General features: G+C 62.5%; 14 protein-coding genes. 12 read left to right on the plus strand and 2 right to left on the minus strand.

Features of this window, described 5'->3' with window-relative positions; translation table 11 throughout:
- Positions 1-417: 417 nt before the first annotated feature.
- Together AC57B8_RS01980 and mrdA are read left to right on the plus strand one after the other, a co-directional pair.
- Positions 418-1,527: a DUF3800 domain-containing protein gene (locus tag AC57B8_RS01980; RefSeq protein WP_496478494.1), complete on the plus strand. Its 1,110-nt coding sequence runs from the start codon at positions 418-420 to the stop codon at positions 1,525-1,527.
- Positions 1,528-1,623: 96 nt separating this feature from the next.
- Positions 1,624-3,600, plus strand: a complete 1,977-nt coding sequence (mrdA, locus tag AC57B8_RS01985) for a penicillin-binding protein 2 (RefSeq protein ID WP_496478495.1) — start codon at positions 1,624-1,626, stop codon at positions 3,598-3,600.
- An 18-nt stretch (positions 3,601-3,618) separates the two neighbouring features.
- Here mrdA and AC57B8_RS01990 read toward each other — a convergent pair whose 3' ends face one another.
- The gene (locus tag AC57B8_RS01990) at positions 3,619-3,762 is read right to left on the minus strand and encodes a hypothetical protein (RefSeq protein WP_496478496.1); all 144 of its coding nucleotides are present in this window, start codon (positions 3,760-3,762) and stop codon (positions 3,619-3,621) included.
- The gene (locus AC57B8_RS01995; protein WP_496478737.1) at positions 3,759-4,694 is read right to left on the minus strand and encodes a LysR family transcriptional regulator; all 936 of its coding nucleotides are present in this window, start codon (positions 4,692-4,694) and stop codon (positions 3,759-3,761) included. Before AC57B8_RS01995 ends, AC57B8_RS01990 begins: the two co-directional genes overlap by 4 nt.
- Positions 4,695-4,871: 177 nt before the next feature.
- Between AC57B8_RS01995 and AC57B8_RS02000 the strand changes: the two genes are divergently transcribed.
- From AC57B8_RS02000 to AC57B8_RS02045, 10 genes are all read left to right on the plus strand, one after another.
- Positions 4,872-5,687, plus strand: a complete 816-nt coding sequence (locus AC57B8_RS02000) for an ABC transporter substrate-binding protein (protein WP_496478497.1) — start codon at positions 4,872-4,874, stop codon at positions 5,685-5,687.
- Between the two features lie 33 nt (positions 5,688-5,720).
- Entirely contained in the window at positions 5,721-6,422 is a 702-nt protein-coding gene (locus AC57B8_RS02005; RefSeq protein WP_496478498.1) for an amino acid ABC transporter permease, read from the plus strand.
- A complete protein-coding gene (locus tag AC57B8_RS02010) occupies positions 6,419-7,156 on the plus strand; it encodes an amino acid ABC transporter permease (RefSeq protein WP_496478499.1) in 738 nt (245 codons plus the stop codon). Before AC57B8_RS02005 ends, AC57B8_RS02010 begins: the two co-directional genes overlap by 4 nt.
- Positions 7,153-7,881 carry an ATP-binding cassette domain-containing protein gene (locus AC57B8_RS02015; RefSeq protein ID WP_495260002.1) on the plus strand — a complete coding sequence of 243 codons (729 nt, stop codon included), beginning with the start codon at positions 7,153-7,155 and terminating at the stop codon, positions 7,879-7,881. The genes AC57B8_RS02010 and AC57B8_RS02015 overlap by 4 nt, the downstream gene beginning before the upstream one ends.
- Positions 7,882-7,934: 53 nt before the next feature.
- Entirely contained in the window at positions 7,935-9,146 is a 1,212-nt protein-coding gene (locus tag AC57B8_RS02020) for a pyridoxal phosphate-dependent aminotransferase (protein ID WP_496478500.1), read from the plus strand.
- A gap of 140 nt (positions 9,147-9,286) precedes the next feature.
- Positions 9,287-10,423: an acyl-CoA dehydrogenase family protein gene (locus AC57B8_RS02025; protein ID WP_496478501.1), complete on the plus strand. Its 1,137-nt coding sequence runs from the start codon at positions 9,287-9,289 to the stop codon at positions 10,421-10,423.
- 111 nt (positions 10,424-10,534) lie between these two features.
- Positions 10,535-12,064 (plus strand): class I adenylate-forming enzyme family protein, encoded by a 1,530-nt coding sequence (locus AC57B8_RS02030; protein ID WP_496478502.1) that lies wholly within the window; start codon positions 10,535-10,537, stop codon positions 12,062-12,064.
- A 63-nt stretch (positions 12,065-12,127) separates the two neighbouring features.
- On the plus strand, positions 12,128-12,847 hold the full coding sequence (locus tag AC57B8_RS02035) for an enoyl-CoA hydratase/isomerase family protein (RefSeq protein ID WP_496478503.1): 720 nt from the start codon (positions 12,128-12,130) through the stop codon (positions 12,845-12,847).
- A gap of 164 nt (positions 12,848-13,011) precedes the next feature.
- Positions 13,012-13,974 carry a Bug family tripartite tricarboxylate transporter substrate binding protein gene (locus tag AC57B8_RS02040; protein WP_496478504.1) on the plus strand — a complete coding sequence of 321 codons (963 nt, stop codon included), beginning with the start codon at positions 13,012-13,014 and terminating at the stop codon, positions 13,972-13,974.
- Between the two features lie 5 nt (positions 13,975-13,979).
- Entirely contained in the window at positions 13,980-15,023 is a 1,044-nt protein-coding gene (locus AC57B8_RS02045; protein ID WP_496478505.1) for an NAD(P)-dependent oxidoreductase, read from the plus strand.
- Positions 15,024-15,035 lie beyond the last annotated feature (12 nt).

Consider the following 15,035-nt stretch of genomic DNA (forward strand, 5'->3'; position numbering starts at 1 on the left):
ATGCGCGTGACTGGGAGGGCTTGCGTCGGGGTTTGAGGGCGGTCGTCATGGCTGAAAAGCGAACACCGGGACGGCGCACGCAAGGAGGAGGGCCTCGTTGCAGAGGGAAATCAAGGCCTCGGGGCGCGTCCCGAAAACTGAACATGCCTGCCCGGTCGATTTCCTAGACTTCTTCCAACCCAAGGCAGCCGGTGGCCGCGAGCCCCGAACCTCACTTCAACCCAAGGCCAACGCGCGCACTCGTCATTCTTGCATGTCACCTCCTGCGTCCTACAAAGCACCTCTGCGCGAACTGCGCTTCGTCCTGAACGATCTACTCGGCATCGACGGAGAACTGACGACGCTTCGTCCCGCCGACGCCCCGCACCGTCTCGCGAGGGCGAAGGGAGACCCGACGCGAGGCGTTCGCCCCGCACCATGACTACCATCTACATCGACGAAAGCGGCCACAGCGGCGACATGGTCGACAGCGGCACGGGCTACGACTTCAAGCGGCAACCCTACTTCGCGTTGGCGGGCGTCGGGCTGCAGGACGAAGAGGAGTGGGACGAACGCATCCAGGCCTTGCGCGATCGCCACCGCATTCCCTCGGGCGAACCCGGTGCCCGATCGCTGGCATCCAGGCCGGAGTTCTCCGCGGCCGTGATCCACGCCTTGCTCGACCGGCGGGCACCGCTTTTCGTCGAGCTGGTCGACAAGCGCTACTTCATCTGCACCTGCATCACGTCGTTCCAGTTGCTGCCGTCCTGCCTGGGCTACCCCGAGTCGATGCGGCTCGACTTTCTCAGGAACGCCGTCGCGGATTTCCTGCACGCCCATGCCGATGCGCATGTGCTGGACAGCTTCGTCGCGTCCTGCCTGACGCCGGAGGCCGAGACACTTCACGCATCGTTTGCCAGCCTGCGCGACCTGGCCACGCAAACCGAGGAGGAGGAAGAGGCCGCGGCGCAGGTCGCCAAAGGGTTCGGTCGCATCGTCGAAGCGGCGAACACGGAGTACCACGCGCTGAGTGGCGCCCAGCATCAGCCCTGGCTGGAGTTTCTTCCGCCTCCCGAGCTCAACACGTCGTCGACGCAGGCCTGGACGTTGCCGAACCTGGCGTCGTTCATGCGCATCTACGCCCGGATCCACCTCTACTACCGGCACTGCCTGGCCGATGTCCGACTGGTGCACGACCAGAATTTCGAGGTGCAGCGCATCCTGGGTCAGGGGAAGGTCGCCGCCGAAGGACGGGACCGTGCGATGGAACTGCTGTGCACGCCTCCGTCCGACCACCGTTTCGAAGAAGTGGCCGCCCTCGACTTCAGGCAATCGCACGAAGCGGCCGGCGTGCAGATGGCCGAGGTGGTGGCGGGCGCCACGATGCGGTTCTTTCGTGACCTGCACGCAGGCACAGGCGTGTGCCCCGCGCTGCGCGAGGCCATGATGCGGCTGATCTCCGAAGGGGACGAGCGCACGGGGTACGGCCTCAAGCAGGTGGTGCCGACCCGCCAGGTTCGCATCGGTGCCGAAGAAGCGTGGGCCTGAGCGGACGATCGCGTTTCGTCGACCGCCGACGCGGAACCTTCGGGCGGGCAGGGCCTCCTATCTGGCTTCTCCGCTTCTTTCCCCCCGTTTCGCCCGATGAATGAAATCCGCAATGCCGCCGCCGAGCTCGCTCTTTTTCGCCGCCGCGTGGTGGTGGTCGGTTGCGCGGTGCTGTTCGGATTCGGACTGATCGGCGCGCGGCTGGTCTACCTGCAGGTGGTGCGCCATGAAACGCTGGCGGACCGGGCCGAGAGCAATCGCACCGCGATCGTCCCCGTGGTGCCCAACCGCGGGCAGATCCTGGACCGCAACGGCGTGGTGCTGGCCTCCAACTACGCCGCCTACACGCTGGAGATCACGCCGTCGAAGGTGGGCGACATCGCCACCGTCATCGACGAGCTGGGCGAGCTGCTCGAAGTGACGCCCAGGGACCGCCGCCGCTTCCAGCGCCTGCGCGAGGATTCGCGCAGCTTCGACTCCCTGCCCATTCGCACCCGCCTGAGCGATGAAGAGGTGGCGCGTTTCGCGGCGCAGCGCTACCGCTTCCCCGGCGTGGAAATCAGGGCGCGGCTGTTTCGCACCTACCCGCACGGCGAGGTGGGCGCGCACGTGATCGGCTACATCGGCCGCATCAACCAGCGCGAGAAGACCGCGATGGACGACTGGGACGAAGACGAGCGCGCCAACTACCGCGGCACCGACTACATCGGCAAGGTCGGCATCGAGCAGAGCTACGAAAAGGCGCTGCACGGCCAGACCGGCGTGGAGCAGATGGAAACCTCGGCCGGCGGGCACGCAGTGCGCCGCCTGTCGCGCCACCCCGCCAGGCCGGGGCAGACGGTGATGCTGTCGCTCGACATCAAGCTGCAGAAGCTCGTGGAAGACATGTTCGGCGAGCGCCGGGGCGCGCTCGTGGCCATTGACCCGAAGACCGGCGAGGTGCTGGCCTTCGTGAGCAAGCCCACGTTCGATCCCAACCTGTTCGTCGAGGGCATCGACACCGAGAACTGGAAGGCGCTGACCGAGTCGCCCGACAACCCGCTGCTGAACCGCGCGCTGCGCGGCACCTACCCGCCGGGCTCCACCTACAAGCCCTTCATGGCGATGGCGGCGCTGCAGACCGGCAAGCGCAGCGCCGAGAAGGTGGAGAACGACCCGGGCTTCTACAACTTCGGCGGGCGCACCTTCCGCAGCCACCGGGGCGGGCTGGGCGGCGTCGACATGCACCGCGCCATCCAGTTCTCGAGCAACACGTACTTCTATTCGCTGGCCGCCGAGATGGGCGTGGACCTGATCCACGACTTCATGGCGCCCCTGGGCTTCGGGCAGTTCACCGGCATCGACCTGCAGGGCGAGTCGCGCGGCGTGCTGCCCAGCAGGGCGTGGAAGCGCGCGGCCTACCGGCGTGCCGACATGAAGACCTGGCACCCGGGCGAGACGATTTCACTGGGCATCGGCCAGGGCTACAACAGCTTCACGATGCTGCAGCTGGCCTCGGCCAACGCCACGCTGGCCAACGGCGGCGTGCGCTACCAGCCGCACCTGGTGCGGGCCATCCGCGACACGTCGACCGGCGAGGTGGTGCGGCAGGTCCAACCCCCGGCCCAGGACCTGGGCTATGCGCGCAAGCACGTCGAGGTGGTGCGCGACGCGATGGTGGCGGTCACCAAGGGCGGCACCGGCACGCGCGTGTTCGCGGGCGCCGCGTACACCTCGGCCGGCAAGACCGGCACCTCGCAGGCCGTGGGCCTGAGCCCGAAGGCGCGCGCGAGCGGCAAGGCCCTGGAGGCGCGCCAGCGCGACCACGCGCTGTACATGGCGTTCGCCCCGGCCGAAGACCCGACCATCGCGGTGGCCGCGATCGTCGAGAACGCGGGCTTCGGCGCGGCGCACGCGGCGCCGATCGTCCGGCGCGTGTTCGACTACTGGATTGCGGGGCAGTACCCCAACGACGCCGACATGGCGGCGGTCCAGGTGGGGAAGGCCGGCGCGCCCATCGGCCAACCGCTGGTGGCCAGCGAGGTGCCGGTGTTGGACGACGGTGTGCAGGGGGATGAGGCTGGGGTGCTTTGAGGGGCCGGGGGCGAAGCGTCAACCCGGCGCGAGCCGCTGAGCAAACCAGTCCGCCACGAAGGCGGTCCGCTCCGACGCGTGGTTGTAGATCGTGTGCTCGCCGTCTTCCCACACGCGCAAGGTGACGTCGGGGTTCGTCGCGGCTTCCCGAAGTCCGATCAATAGCTGGGGGGCGCCGGGGCGTCGGCGGGGATGGCGCCGGGTTGGAAAACCTGCGTGAAGTCGCAGCACTCCTGTGCAAGCAGCACCGTGGAGTCGATCAACGTGCTTCGCTGCTCGCTCCTGCTCATTGCGACGTAGGTGATGTCGGGGATTGCCGGCGTGACCTTGATGGGTTGCAGCAAGCCCAGGTCGACCATCGGAGCGAGGCAATCACGAGGAAGGGGACTGATCCCGATTCCAGAAACCGTCATGCCGATGATGGCAATGATGCTGTTGCTGGGCAGCGATTGCTTCGGGGTGAGGCCGAAGGACTTGAACCAGTTCTCCGAGGCGAGGCCCGCCCCCGAGCGGCTGCCCTGGGTCAGGATTCGATGCGAGGCCAGCTCGTGGAGGCGCAACGTCCTGTCCGCAGGCAGCAGGCCGGGCTTGCACATCCAGGCACTGACCACCTTGCCGATGGCTTTCTTGGTGATCCGGCTGTCGTCTTCCGCGTCGGGAACGATCGCCAGATCAATCTCGTCGGCCAGGAGTCTCTTGCGAATGGTCACGCTGCCGTCGACGTCGGGCTCCAGCACAACGCGGGGGTGATGGACCTGCATCATGCCCACCAGCCGCGGGAACCAGGTCATTGCGGTGAGTTCGGTGAGGCCGATCCGCAGTCTTCGCTCGACAACCTGTGCCTGTGCAAGCTGCTCCATCGCCTCGTCGCGCTGGGCAAGAAGCCGCTTTGCGATCGCAAAGGTCTGCTGCCCCTTCTCCGTCAATCGGGCGGCGCGTGAAGAGCGGTCAAACAGTGAAGTGTCCAGCAGGCTCTCCAGTTCCTGGACTCGCCGCGAGATCGCCGACTGCGTGGTGTGAAGCTTCTCCGCGGCCTGCGAGAAGCCGCCAAGCTTGACCACCCAATAGATCGCCTCAAGTTGCTTGAACGACATCATGTTCGTTCTGCCGGTGGGACTTCATGCACTGCGGGTTCCCCCTGGGAATATGTGTAAAACAGATGCAATTCTATAAAAATAAATCGTTTTTTTTAATTTTTCAAAGTCTCCAGAATGCGGGCTTCCACCTCATTTCTTGGCCTCTGGCATCTAGCCGCTTCAGGAGTTGCGCTCATGTTTCGATTGACTTTCACTCGCGTCATCGCCGTCGCTCTTTGCGTCTGCGCCACCACGGCACAGGCCGATCGTCTCAGCGACATCAAGGCGCGCTCCAGGCTGGTGTGCGCCACGCTGACGGGGGCGGAACCCCTTGCGTTTCAGAACCCTGCCACCCGCGAGTACGTCGGCTTCGACGTGGATACGTGCAAGAGCCTCGCAAAGCACCTCCACGTTGAACTGGAGCACCGCCCGATTTCCGTCGAAGCCCGCATTCCCGAGTTGGCGCTGGGGCGTGTGGATGTGGTGGCGGCCTCCCTGGGCTACACGAAGGAGCGTGCCGAGCAGATCGCCTTCTCGGACATCTACTACCAGCTGCCCTTGAAGATCATCGTGGCGAGCAATTCGCCCATCCAGACGTTCGCCGACCTTGCCGGGAAGAAGATCGCCGCCAACAAGGGCTCGACCTCGGAGCTCAACGCTCGCAACAAGCTTGCGGGTTCCGAAGTGGTGACCTACCAGGACGGCACCATGGCCTTTCTGGCGCTCGCACAGGGAAAGGTTCAGGCCTATGCCATTTCTCAAGCGCCTGGCGCGCGACTGCTCCACGAAAGCTCGGGCAAGTTCCGCTTCCTCGACGAGTCCCTCGTCTACGAGCCCACGGGCCTGGGTGTGAAGAAAGGCGAGAGCGAACTGCTCGATGCGGTGAACAAGGCGCTGCGCGACATGGAGTCGTCTGGGGAACTCGACGCGTTGTGGCGCAAGTGGTTCGGGCCCGACACGAAGCTGAAGATCGTTCGCGAGAAGAAGCTGACGCCGCTCAGTGCGTTTTGATCAAGCTCGCAAATCAGAGCCACGAGCGCATCCATGCTTGATCTGAATTTCGGGGCCGTGTTGAACGGCCGCTATCTGGACTGGTTGATCGCTGGCGCGTGCAACACACTCGTGCTCTTCGCGGCTGCATGGGTGTCGGGCCTCCTTCTGGCACTTGTCGTCGTTTCCATGCGGCAGTCCGGTCTGGCCGGACTCCATGCCGTCTCCAAAGGGTTCGTTGGCTATCACCGGAACGTGCCTGGCCTGGTCCAGATCTTCATCTGGTACTTCGGCGTGCCTCAGGTGCTGCCCGAGGCCTGGCAGGCGTGGATCAACGCCCATGGGAGTGAATTCATCTTCGTCTGGATCGCGCTGACGCTGAACGCGGCGGCCTTCATGTCGGAGGATCTGCGCAGTGGTGTGCGGTCCCTGTCGCCCACGCAGATGGAGGCGGCGCGAGCGCTGGGCCTGTCCTACGCCAAGGCGATGCGCTTCGTCGTTCTTCCGCAGGCACTTCGCGTCGCAGTGCCGCCCTTGACCAACCAGTCCCTCGGGCTGTTCAAGGCGACGAGCTTGGCCATGGCGATCGGCCTCGCCGAACTGACCTATGCGGCCCACCAGATCGAGAGCGAGAGTTTTCGCACCTTCGAGGTCTACGCCATTGCGTCGATCTTCTACTGGGTCTGCTCGTTCGCGCTGATGGGCATCGGCCACGCCTGGAGCGTTCGCCTGGATCCGCTGCGAGGTGTCCGATGATCGACATCCTCCACGACTATGGCCTTCTGCTCCTGGTCGGCCAATTTCCGAATGGTCCCGTTGGCGGCTTGGCGCTCACGCTGTTTCTCGCCGTGTCCGGGCTGCTGCTTTCGTTTCCCCTCGCCGTCGTGATGGGGGTGGCCCGAACGTCCCCCATCAAGGCCGTTCAGTACCCGGCGACCGCTGTCGTCTACGCCGTGCGCGGCCTGCCTGTCCTGATGCTGATCTTCTGGGCCTACTTCATCGTGCCGATGGTCGTGGGGCACAGCATCTCCGGGATCACCACCTTGATCGTCGCCCTTGTCGTCTACGAGCTCGCCTTCATGGGGGAGGTCGTGAAGGCGGGCATCGTGGCCGTCCCCAAGGGCCAGGTCGAGGCCGCCCGATCGTTGGGGATGACCTACTTTGCAACGATGCGCAAGGTGATCCTGCCGCAGGCGCTCGTCAACATGATCCCGAGCATCCTGAACCAGTTGATCAACCTGATCAAGAACACGTCGCTCGGCTACATCATCAGCGTCGGCGAACTGACCTACTCGGCCTACCAGATCAACGCCCAACTGCTCACCCGTCCATTTCAGGTGTATCTGATTCTGGCCATCACCTATTTCGTCCTGTGCTGGGCGCTGGGATTGGCTGTCTCCCGGTTGGAGAAGAAGTTGAACCAAGCACGCTGCACGCCCGACGTGCCGACCCCCCTCCAGCGCCTGGTGTCCAAAGAGACCACGACATGATCACCTTCGACAACGTGGACAAGTTCTACGGCGGCTATCAAGCCCTCAACCAGATCAACGAAACCGTCAAGCAGGGCGAGGTGGTGGTGGTGTGCGGACCCTCGGGTTCCGGCAAGTCCACGTTGATCCGAACGGTCAATCGGCTGGAGCCGATTTCGAAGGGCCGCGTCATGGTCAACGGCGAAGACGTGCACAACCCGAAGACGGACGTGAACAGCTTGCGCAGTCGCATCGGCTTCGTCTTCCAGAGCTTCAACCTTTTCCCCCATTTGAGTGTCATGCGCAATCTCGAGCTGGCGCCCATGACGGTGGCGAAGGTGAGCCAGAGCGAGGCGCGCGAGCGCGCAATGGAGTTGCTGGTGAAGGTTGGCTTGGCGCACAAGGCGGATGCCTACCCCCCACAGCTCTCGGGAGGCCAGCAGCAGCGTGTGGCGATTGCCAGAGCGCTCGCGATGCGTCCGCCGGTGATGCTTTTCGATGAACCCACGAGCGCGCTGGACCCTGAGATGGTGGGTGAGGTCCTGGCCGTCATGAAGCAGCTGGCCTTGGATGGCATGACCATGATGTGCGTGACCCACGAGATGGGTTTCGCGAAAGAAGTGGCCGACCGAATCCTGTTCATGGACGCGGGGGCGATCGTCGAGCGTGCCGTTCCCGATCAGTTCTTCGCCAATCCACAACACCCCCGCGCCCGGAAATTCATCGCCGAAGTTCGGCGACCCTGAGTCCCGGCCGCATTCCGATCAAGCCGATTGTGCGCAGCTGCACAGGAGTCGTCATGTCCAATTTTCTTTCCAAGTCTCTGGCTCGCATCAAACCGTCGAGCACCATTGCCGCCACGCAGCGGGCTCGCGAGCTTGCCGCGCAGGGCCGCGACGTGATTGCGCTCAGCACGGGCGAGCCCGACTTCGAGACACCCGAGCATGTTCAGGTGGCTGCCATCCGCGCACTCACTGGCGGCAAGACCAGGTACACGCCGACCCACGGCATTCCCGAGTTGCGTGATGCCGTCGTCGAGAAGTTCCAGCGGGAGAACGGCGTTGTCTACACGCGCGATGAAATCATCATCAGCAATGGCGGCAAGCAGGTCATCGCGAATGCGTTCATGGCCACGCTCAACGCGCACGACGAGGTGCTGATTCCCGCGCCCTACTGGGTCTCGTATCCGGAGCTCGTGGCCCTGTGCGGAGCGACCTCCGTCATCGCGCAGACGACCGCCGCCAACGGCCTGAGGCTGACACCGGAAGCGCTCGAGCGGCACATCACTCCCCGAACGAAATGGGTCGTTCTCAACTCGCCAGGGAACCCCTCCGGCGCAGCCTACACGCGCGATGAACTGCGTGCGCTTGCAGAGGTCCTGCTGCGTCATGAGCACGTCTGGGTCATGAGCGACGACATCTACGAGCACCTGGTGTACGACGCGTTCGAGTTCGCAACCATTGCAGCCGTGGAGCCGCGGCTGCGGGAGCGGACGCTGATCGTCAATGGCGTTTCGAAAGCCTATGCGATGACGGGGTGGCGCATCGGCTATGGCGCCGGGCCGGCCTCCTTGATCAAGGCGATGGACGTGGTCCAGGGGCAGGTGACATCCGCCGCCAGTTCCGTCGCGCAATGGGCGGCTGTGGCGGCGCTGCAAGGCCCACAGGATTTTCTGGCGGCGAGGCGCGAAGTCTTCAGGCAACGCCGAGACCTGGTCGTTGACCAACTCGATGCCTGCGTTGGCCTCGCATGCGCACGACCCGAGGGCGCCTTCTATGTATTTCCATCGTGCGCCGGAACCTTCGGGAAACGAGCGCCCAGTGGCCAGTTGATTCAGGACGACGCGACATTCGTGCTGGAGCTTCTTGCCGCAGAAGGCGTCGGCGTTGTGCATGGAAGCGCATTCGGCATGCCCGGTCACTTCCGCGTTTCGTACGCCGCGAGCACGCAGAGCCTGGTCGAAGCCTGCAAGCGCATCCAGCGCTTCTGTGCCGAACTCTCTCCCTGCTGAATCCGCCGGCCACGCGACGCAGCCGCGCGCGAGCTGCTCTCAATCCCTGCCGTAGAGGCCGCGCGAATTGAAGCTCCCAGATTTCTGGTTGATACGGAATCAAAAGCCTTACCCCTTGATTGACAAGATAGGAGATAAAAATGCCGCTGTGGACGGAATTTGAACCTGCACAAGCCGTGAATGAATTTCGCGCCTTTGCCCAAACCTACGCAAAGCCCGCTGCGGCTCAACTCGATCGGGATGACGCATACCCCTCCGATGTCGTGGAGCAAGCGGCAAAACAGGGCCTGAATGCGTTGATCGTCCCTCAAGAATATGGAGGTGGCGGATGCTCATTCCGGCGAGTGGTTTCGTTTTTCGAAGAAATTGGGGTGGCCAGTGCCTCTGTCGGAATTTCTCTGAATTCCAATTTCCAGGCGCAGAACGCAATTTTGCGATCTGGCAACGAAAAGCTAAAGAACGAGTTCTTGCCGAAATTTTCTCAGGGCTTGACAGCGGCCTATGCGCTGACTGAGCAAAACCATGGCAGCGACATCCGTTCCTTGGACACCAAGGCGGTGCTCGAAAACGATCACTGGATCCTGTCCGGCCAAAAATCATTCATTACATCGGGGAGTGGTGCCGATCTGTTCATCATCTTGGCCCAAACCGAGAAAGGACTAGGGGTTTTTGCAGTTCCGCGAGAAATACCTGGCGTGAGCACCTTTGTTGGCGAGAGGAGCGAGACCTTTGGCGGGCGAAACGGGCCACACGTGGAACTCAAACTCGAGAACGTTCGGTTGCCCTACGAATACCTTCTCGGCGAGCCGGGTGGAGGCCTGAAAGTCGTGCTGCGCAATCTGAACTATTCGCGCACGCTCAACGCGGCCATGGTCATTGGAATGGCGCGTGCAGCATTCGACGAATCCCTTGCCTACGTCAAAAACCGAAAGGCCTTCGGGCAATCGGTCTTCGATTTTCAAGGAATCCAATGGTATTTCGCAGAAATGCTCACGGACATCGACGCCGCCCGCCTGTTGCTGTACTCGGCGGCTGACGCATTGGAGGCGCAGCGCGAGCCCGAGCGCTACGCCAGTGAAGCAAAGCTGTTTTGCTGTTCCGTTGCCAACCGGGTGACGTCCCAGGCCATTCAGGTTTGCGGCGCATACGGAACGGCTGTGAATTCGCCTTTCAATCGCTATTGGCGGGATGCCAAGGTTGCTGAGATCGGGGGAGGGTCGGTGGAAATATTGAAGAACACGATCGGTAAATACATTGGCCGAATGGAGTTGGGTTGATTGAAAAGCAGCCTGCAAATCGGTCGACTGACACAAAGGTCGCTGCCCATCTTCTTCTGAAGAAGACAGTGGTGGCGAAACGCTTCAAATATCCTGCGGAGAACCCAAGCAATGCTCAATCAAAATATCCGTAATCTGGCGCTCTTGATCCAGGACGCCGTTCGACGATCGCCTGAAGCGGTGTTCGGCACAGACAAGGTGTCGGCCCCCATGGCAGATGCTTTCAAGACGGCGCAGACGCTTTGCGCATCGATGTCTGGCGCCATTCTCAAGGGACAAACAGTGGCTTTTGTTGGAGTCACCAGCGAGCACTACTTGATCTTTTGGATGGCTTGCCAGTTGCACGGCGTCCGCACGGCACTCATCAATCCGCACTACCCTCAAGACCTGATCAGGGAAATGCTGCTTGATCTGAATCCAGATGCCGTTGCATTTTTCGATGACACGTACCGCGCACCCACTCATCCGAACTGGGCTTCTATCGATGCACGAAACGCGTGGTCCGGCCATTTGGTTGTAAAGAGTGCCGAGATCCCGAGATCAGGCAAATCAGACGTGCCAGTCGAGGGCGATGCGCTCTTGACGGGGCTGGCCTGCGACGGCTCGGAGATCGCGTGCTATATGCATACCTCGGGCACCTCGGGTCGCCCCAAGTTTTGCGCACTGAGCCACTCTTATTTCATCAGGCTGGGCCGCTTCATTGCCGACTCTCTCGGCTACGTTCGCAATGACGTTGTCTTTGCGCCGATGCCGATGTTCCATATCAACCCTCTGGGCTACGGTGTCGTGGCTGCCTGGACTGCAGGCGCGGGCGTTCTGGGGACACAGCGTTTTGCCGCACAGAATTTCTGGAGCACCGTGAAGCAGATCGGCGCGACCGCACTCGTTCTGCATGTCACGCCCCTTCAGATGCTGATGAAGGAAGCGGATGTCGACGCAAGCGCGGGCCATAAGGTGCGCGTGGTGTTTGGCGCCATCAGCGAATTCCTGGGCATGTTCGGAATCCCCATTGGAATCACGGCGTATGGGTCCACCGAAGCCGGTGGGCTTTGTCATACATGGCATGTTCGCGCAGGCGACCGCTCCTTGGCGGAAGAAGGCCCTACCCACTACGCCGGGCGCGTGCGTTTCGACGCCGAATTCAAGATATCCGAAGAGGGGGAAATCCATGTCAGAGCGCGGGAGGCGGACACGCTGTTTTCTGGCTACCTTCGCGACGGAATGTTGGACCCCTCGACGGATGCTGACGACTGGTTTCACACGGGCGACCGAGGCCGCGTCGACCACCTTGGAAACCTTGTCTTCATCGAGCGGATGAGCGAATCCATCCGGGTCAACGGCGAATACGTTCCGATCGATTTCGTGGAACGCTCTTTGGAAAAAGAAGCGGAGTTGTCCGAGTTCGCGATCTGGTCGAGAGCGGACGCGGTGAGCGGTCAACGCGTTGTCTTGTGGATTGCAGATCCTCGAATTGACCTGGAGAAGACGCTTGCAGCAATTCAACGTTTGCCGAGCATCATGCGGCCCGTTGAAATCATCCAGATCGCGAGCCTCCCTCGGGACACCGGAGTGAACAAGGTTCAGCGCCGACGGCTGCACGATGAGCACGCACTGTGGCGCCATGAAGTTTCCGCGCAATAGCACTCGAGGGTACTTTTCATGAATGCTTGTCGTGTCAGCTGTGAACTCACAGGGCATGTTGCCGTGCTCGAAATCAACAATCCCCCGCACAATTTCGTCGACGTCGAGCTCGTCAAGGAATTGGCCGACAGTTTCGAGCATCTCGATGCTGTCGAGGATTGCCGCTCGATCGTTCTGCGCAGTGGCGGCAGCGTGTTTTGCGCTGGAGCGAATTTCGACCGAACCGAAAACAGCGCGGCGCTCGACCCGTCGCCGTTCTATGCGCAGGCCATGCGGCTTTTCTCGAACAGGAAACCCATCGTTGCGGCGATACAGGGCGCTGCCATCGGCGCCGGATTGGGGCTTGCCCTGGTCGCTGACTTCCGCGTGGGATCGCCCCAGTCCCGGCTCAGCGCCAACTTCAACCGACTGGGCATTCATCCCGGTTTCGGAATCAGCCACACCTTGCCGCGCATCGTCGGTGCGCAAAAGGCAGCCTGGATGCTCTACACGGGCGAGCGGGTCAGTGCGCAGCAGGCATTGGCGCTGGGGTTGATCGACGCTCTTTCCGAGGATCAAGGCCCGTTTGCCACGGCACTGGCCATGGCGGAAGAGATTGCGCGCTCGGCGCCCGGTGCCGTCCAAAGCACGAGGCGCACGTTGCGAGCGGGATTCGCGGACCACGTGATGCAAGTGAATCGCCATGAGTGCGCGGTTCAACTCGAGCAGTTTCGGCATCCCGACTTTCTGGAGGGCGTGAGGGCTGCCGCACAACGCCGCGTTCCGGTGTTTCAGGGTCGTTGAACGCCTTCTACATCAGGCCCGCAGCGTTGCGGAGCCTGGACCTTCGCTTGATCTGTCAGTGCAGGGCGCATTGAACATTCACGGGACACGATATGAATCGAACACTTACCGAGAGACATCCAGGGGCTCCTGATCGCTCGACCCACCTGAGTCGGCGATCCGCCATGCAGCTCGTGACCGCCGGTCTGGCGGTGTGGACTACAGGTGCATGGGCGGCGTCGGCGCAGAGCGATGCCTTTCCCGTGCGGCCCATTCGCATGGTCATTCCATTTCCTCCATCGGGCGCCGCCGATCTCGTCGGCCGCGTGTATGCCAAGGCTCTGGCAGAACTCTCGGGCCAGCCGGTGGTTCCTGACAACAGGCCTGGTGCGAGTGGCCTGATCGGTGCACAGAACGTGCTCGCCTCTGCGCGCGACGGATATTCGCTGCTGATCGGGAGTTCGTCGACGCTTGCAGTGAACGCCGCCATCGCCAAGAGCTTGCCCTACGATCCCCTGACGGACTTCGTACCAGTGGGCGTCCTGGCAACGGGGCCCGTTGTGCTTGTGACGGGGGCATCCTCGGGAATCAAGAGCTTCGAAGACCTGGTCCTGAAAGCACAGGCTCATCCCAGGACCCTGAACCTGGGCACCGGCTCCACGGCCTTGCAGCTGCAAGCCGAATGGCTCAACGAGACAGTGGGCATGAAGATGACGGCCATTCCGTACAAGGGTGGCAGTGAAGTGGCATCCGCCTTGTTGGCAAACGCCGTCGACGTTGGAATGCTGGATGTGTCGGCAGCGCATGCCCTCATCCGGTCGGGCAAATTGCGAGGTCTTGTACTTGGTGCAAGCCAGCCTCTCGCCTCGCTCCCGGGTGTGCCGACGACCGCGCAACTCGGTGTCAGGGGCTATACCGGTGAATCCTGGATCGTCGCTGCGGTAGCTGCGGGCACTCCGGATCATGTGGTTGACTACTACGCCACGGTGCTGGCGAAGGCCGCCAGGCTGCGGTCGACGCAGGATTGGCTCCGCGAGCGAGACCTCGGCTACGTCTATCGCACCGCAGCGCAGACCAAGGCGTTGATCGCTGCCGACATCGCGCTCTACAAGCAGTTGGTCGATCGACTGGGTATCCCGAAGGTATGAAGGCCATGACACCAGCACCTCGCACACTGCTACTGGCTGGGCGCTACAGCCAGGTCTTCAAGGAACCTCTGTTGGCTTGTCTCGGCCCCGGTTGGGTTGCCGAGTCATGGTGCGCCGAAGAGGGCATGGAAGGCTTGACGCGCAAGGCAGCTGCGGCCGAAATCCTGATCGGATCTGCCGAATGGGCGCGACACGCACAAGGCCTCGGTGTTGAAGCGACCTTCGCCGCCAGCCGCCGGCTCGGCCTGACCATTCTCCCGTTCTCGGGTGTCGACTGGTTGCGCTCCGAGTGGGTGCCAGCCAACTCGGTGGTCTGCAACGTCAGCAACGGCAGCGATCCCATTGCCGAGTACGTGATGGGCGCCATCTTGAACGCCGAGATTCCATTCCGCGAGATGGATGCCGAATTGAGGCAGCACCGATGGACCTGGGGCGGCGGCTCCGTTGTCGGTCGCAAGCACGGCGAGTTGCAAGGCAAGACCATCGGCCTGGTGGGCTACGGAAGAATCGGCCAGCGTGTCGCTCAATTGGCCGCTGCGTTTCGAATGCAGGCGATCGCCGTGAGTCGATCGCCCGGCGTCTCCCGCGAGCTGAACTGGTGGCGCGGCATGGAGGCTCTGCCGACCCTCCTTGCGCAGAGCGACTATGTTCTTCTGTGTGTACCGGGTGGCGCAGAAACGCTGAACCTGATCGACAAGGATGAGCTGTCTCGCATGAAGTCGAACGCCATCCTGATCAACGTCGCACGTGGGCCGGTCGTCAACGAGGCGTCACTCTTTGGAGCACTTCAACGGCGCGAAATTCGTGGTGCCATCGTTGACACCTGGTACACGTATCCGCCGCCGTCTTCGATGGTGGGCGCGCCCGGCAGCCTGGCGTTCGAAACTTTGGACAACCTGGTGATGACACCGCATGCCGCGGGATGGACGGATGCACTGGAAACGCGCCGGGTTGAAACCGTCGTGCGCAACGTGCACTGCTACCTGCATCGCAAGGCGCTCACCGAGGTTGTCATCGACAAGCGTTCGGCGACGAGCGAATGCCTTTGATTTCATGGAAAG

Source organism: Variovorax sp. BGA-UO-ETr-C22, assembly GCF_059567965.1.

Coding starts and splice junctions, on each gene's coding strand:
- AC57B8_RS02010 (WP_496478499.1), top strand. CDS start 6,419: ATGATCGACATCCTCCACGACTATGGCCTTCTGCTCCTGGTCGGCCAA.
- AC57B8_RS02045 (WP_496478505.1), top strand. CDS start 13,980: ATGACACCAGCACCTCGCACACTGCTACTGGCTGGGCGCTACAGCCAG.
- AC57B8_RS01995 (WP_496478737.1), bottom strand. CDS start 4,694: ATGTCGTTCAAGCAACTTGAGGCGATCTATTGGGTGGTCAAGCTTGGC.
- AC57B8_RS02040 (WP_496478504.1), top strand. CDS start 13,012: ATGCAGCTCGTGACCGCCGGTCTGGCGGTGTGGACTACAGGTGCATGG.
- AC57B8_RS02020 (WP_496478500.1), top strand. CDS start 7,935: ATGTCCAATTTTCTTTCCAAGTCTCTGGCTCGCATCAAACCGTCGAGC.
- AC57B8_RS02015 (WP_495260002.1), top strand. CDS start 7,153: ATGATCACCTTCGACAACGTGGACAAGTTCTACGGCGGCTATCAAGCC.
- AC57B8_RS02005 (WP_496478498.1), top strand. CDS start 5,721: ATGCTTGATCTGAATTTCGGGGCCGTGTTGAACGGCCGCTATCTGGAC.
- mrdA (WP_496478495.1), top strand. CDS start 1,624: ATGAATGAAATCCGCAATGCCGCCGCCGAGCTCGCTCTTTTTCGCCGC.
- AC57B8_RS02000 (WP_496478497.1), top strand. CDS start 4,872: ATGTTTCGATTGACTTTCACTCGCGTCATCGCCGTCGCTCTTTGCGTC.
- AC57B8_RS02025 (WP_496478501.1), top strand. CDS start 9,287: ATGCCGCTGTGGACGGAATTTGAACCTGCACAAGCCGTGAATGAATTT.
- AC57B8_RS02030 (WP_496478502.1), top strand. CDS start 10,535: ATGCTCAATCAAAATATCCGTAATCTGGCGCTCTTGATCCAGGACGCC.
- AC57B8_RS01980 (WP_496478494.1), top strand. CDS start 418: ATGACTACCATCTACATCGACGAAAGCGGCCACAGCGGCGACATGGTC.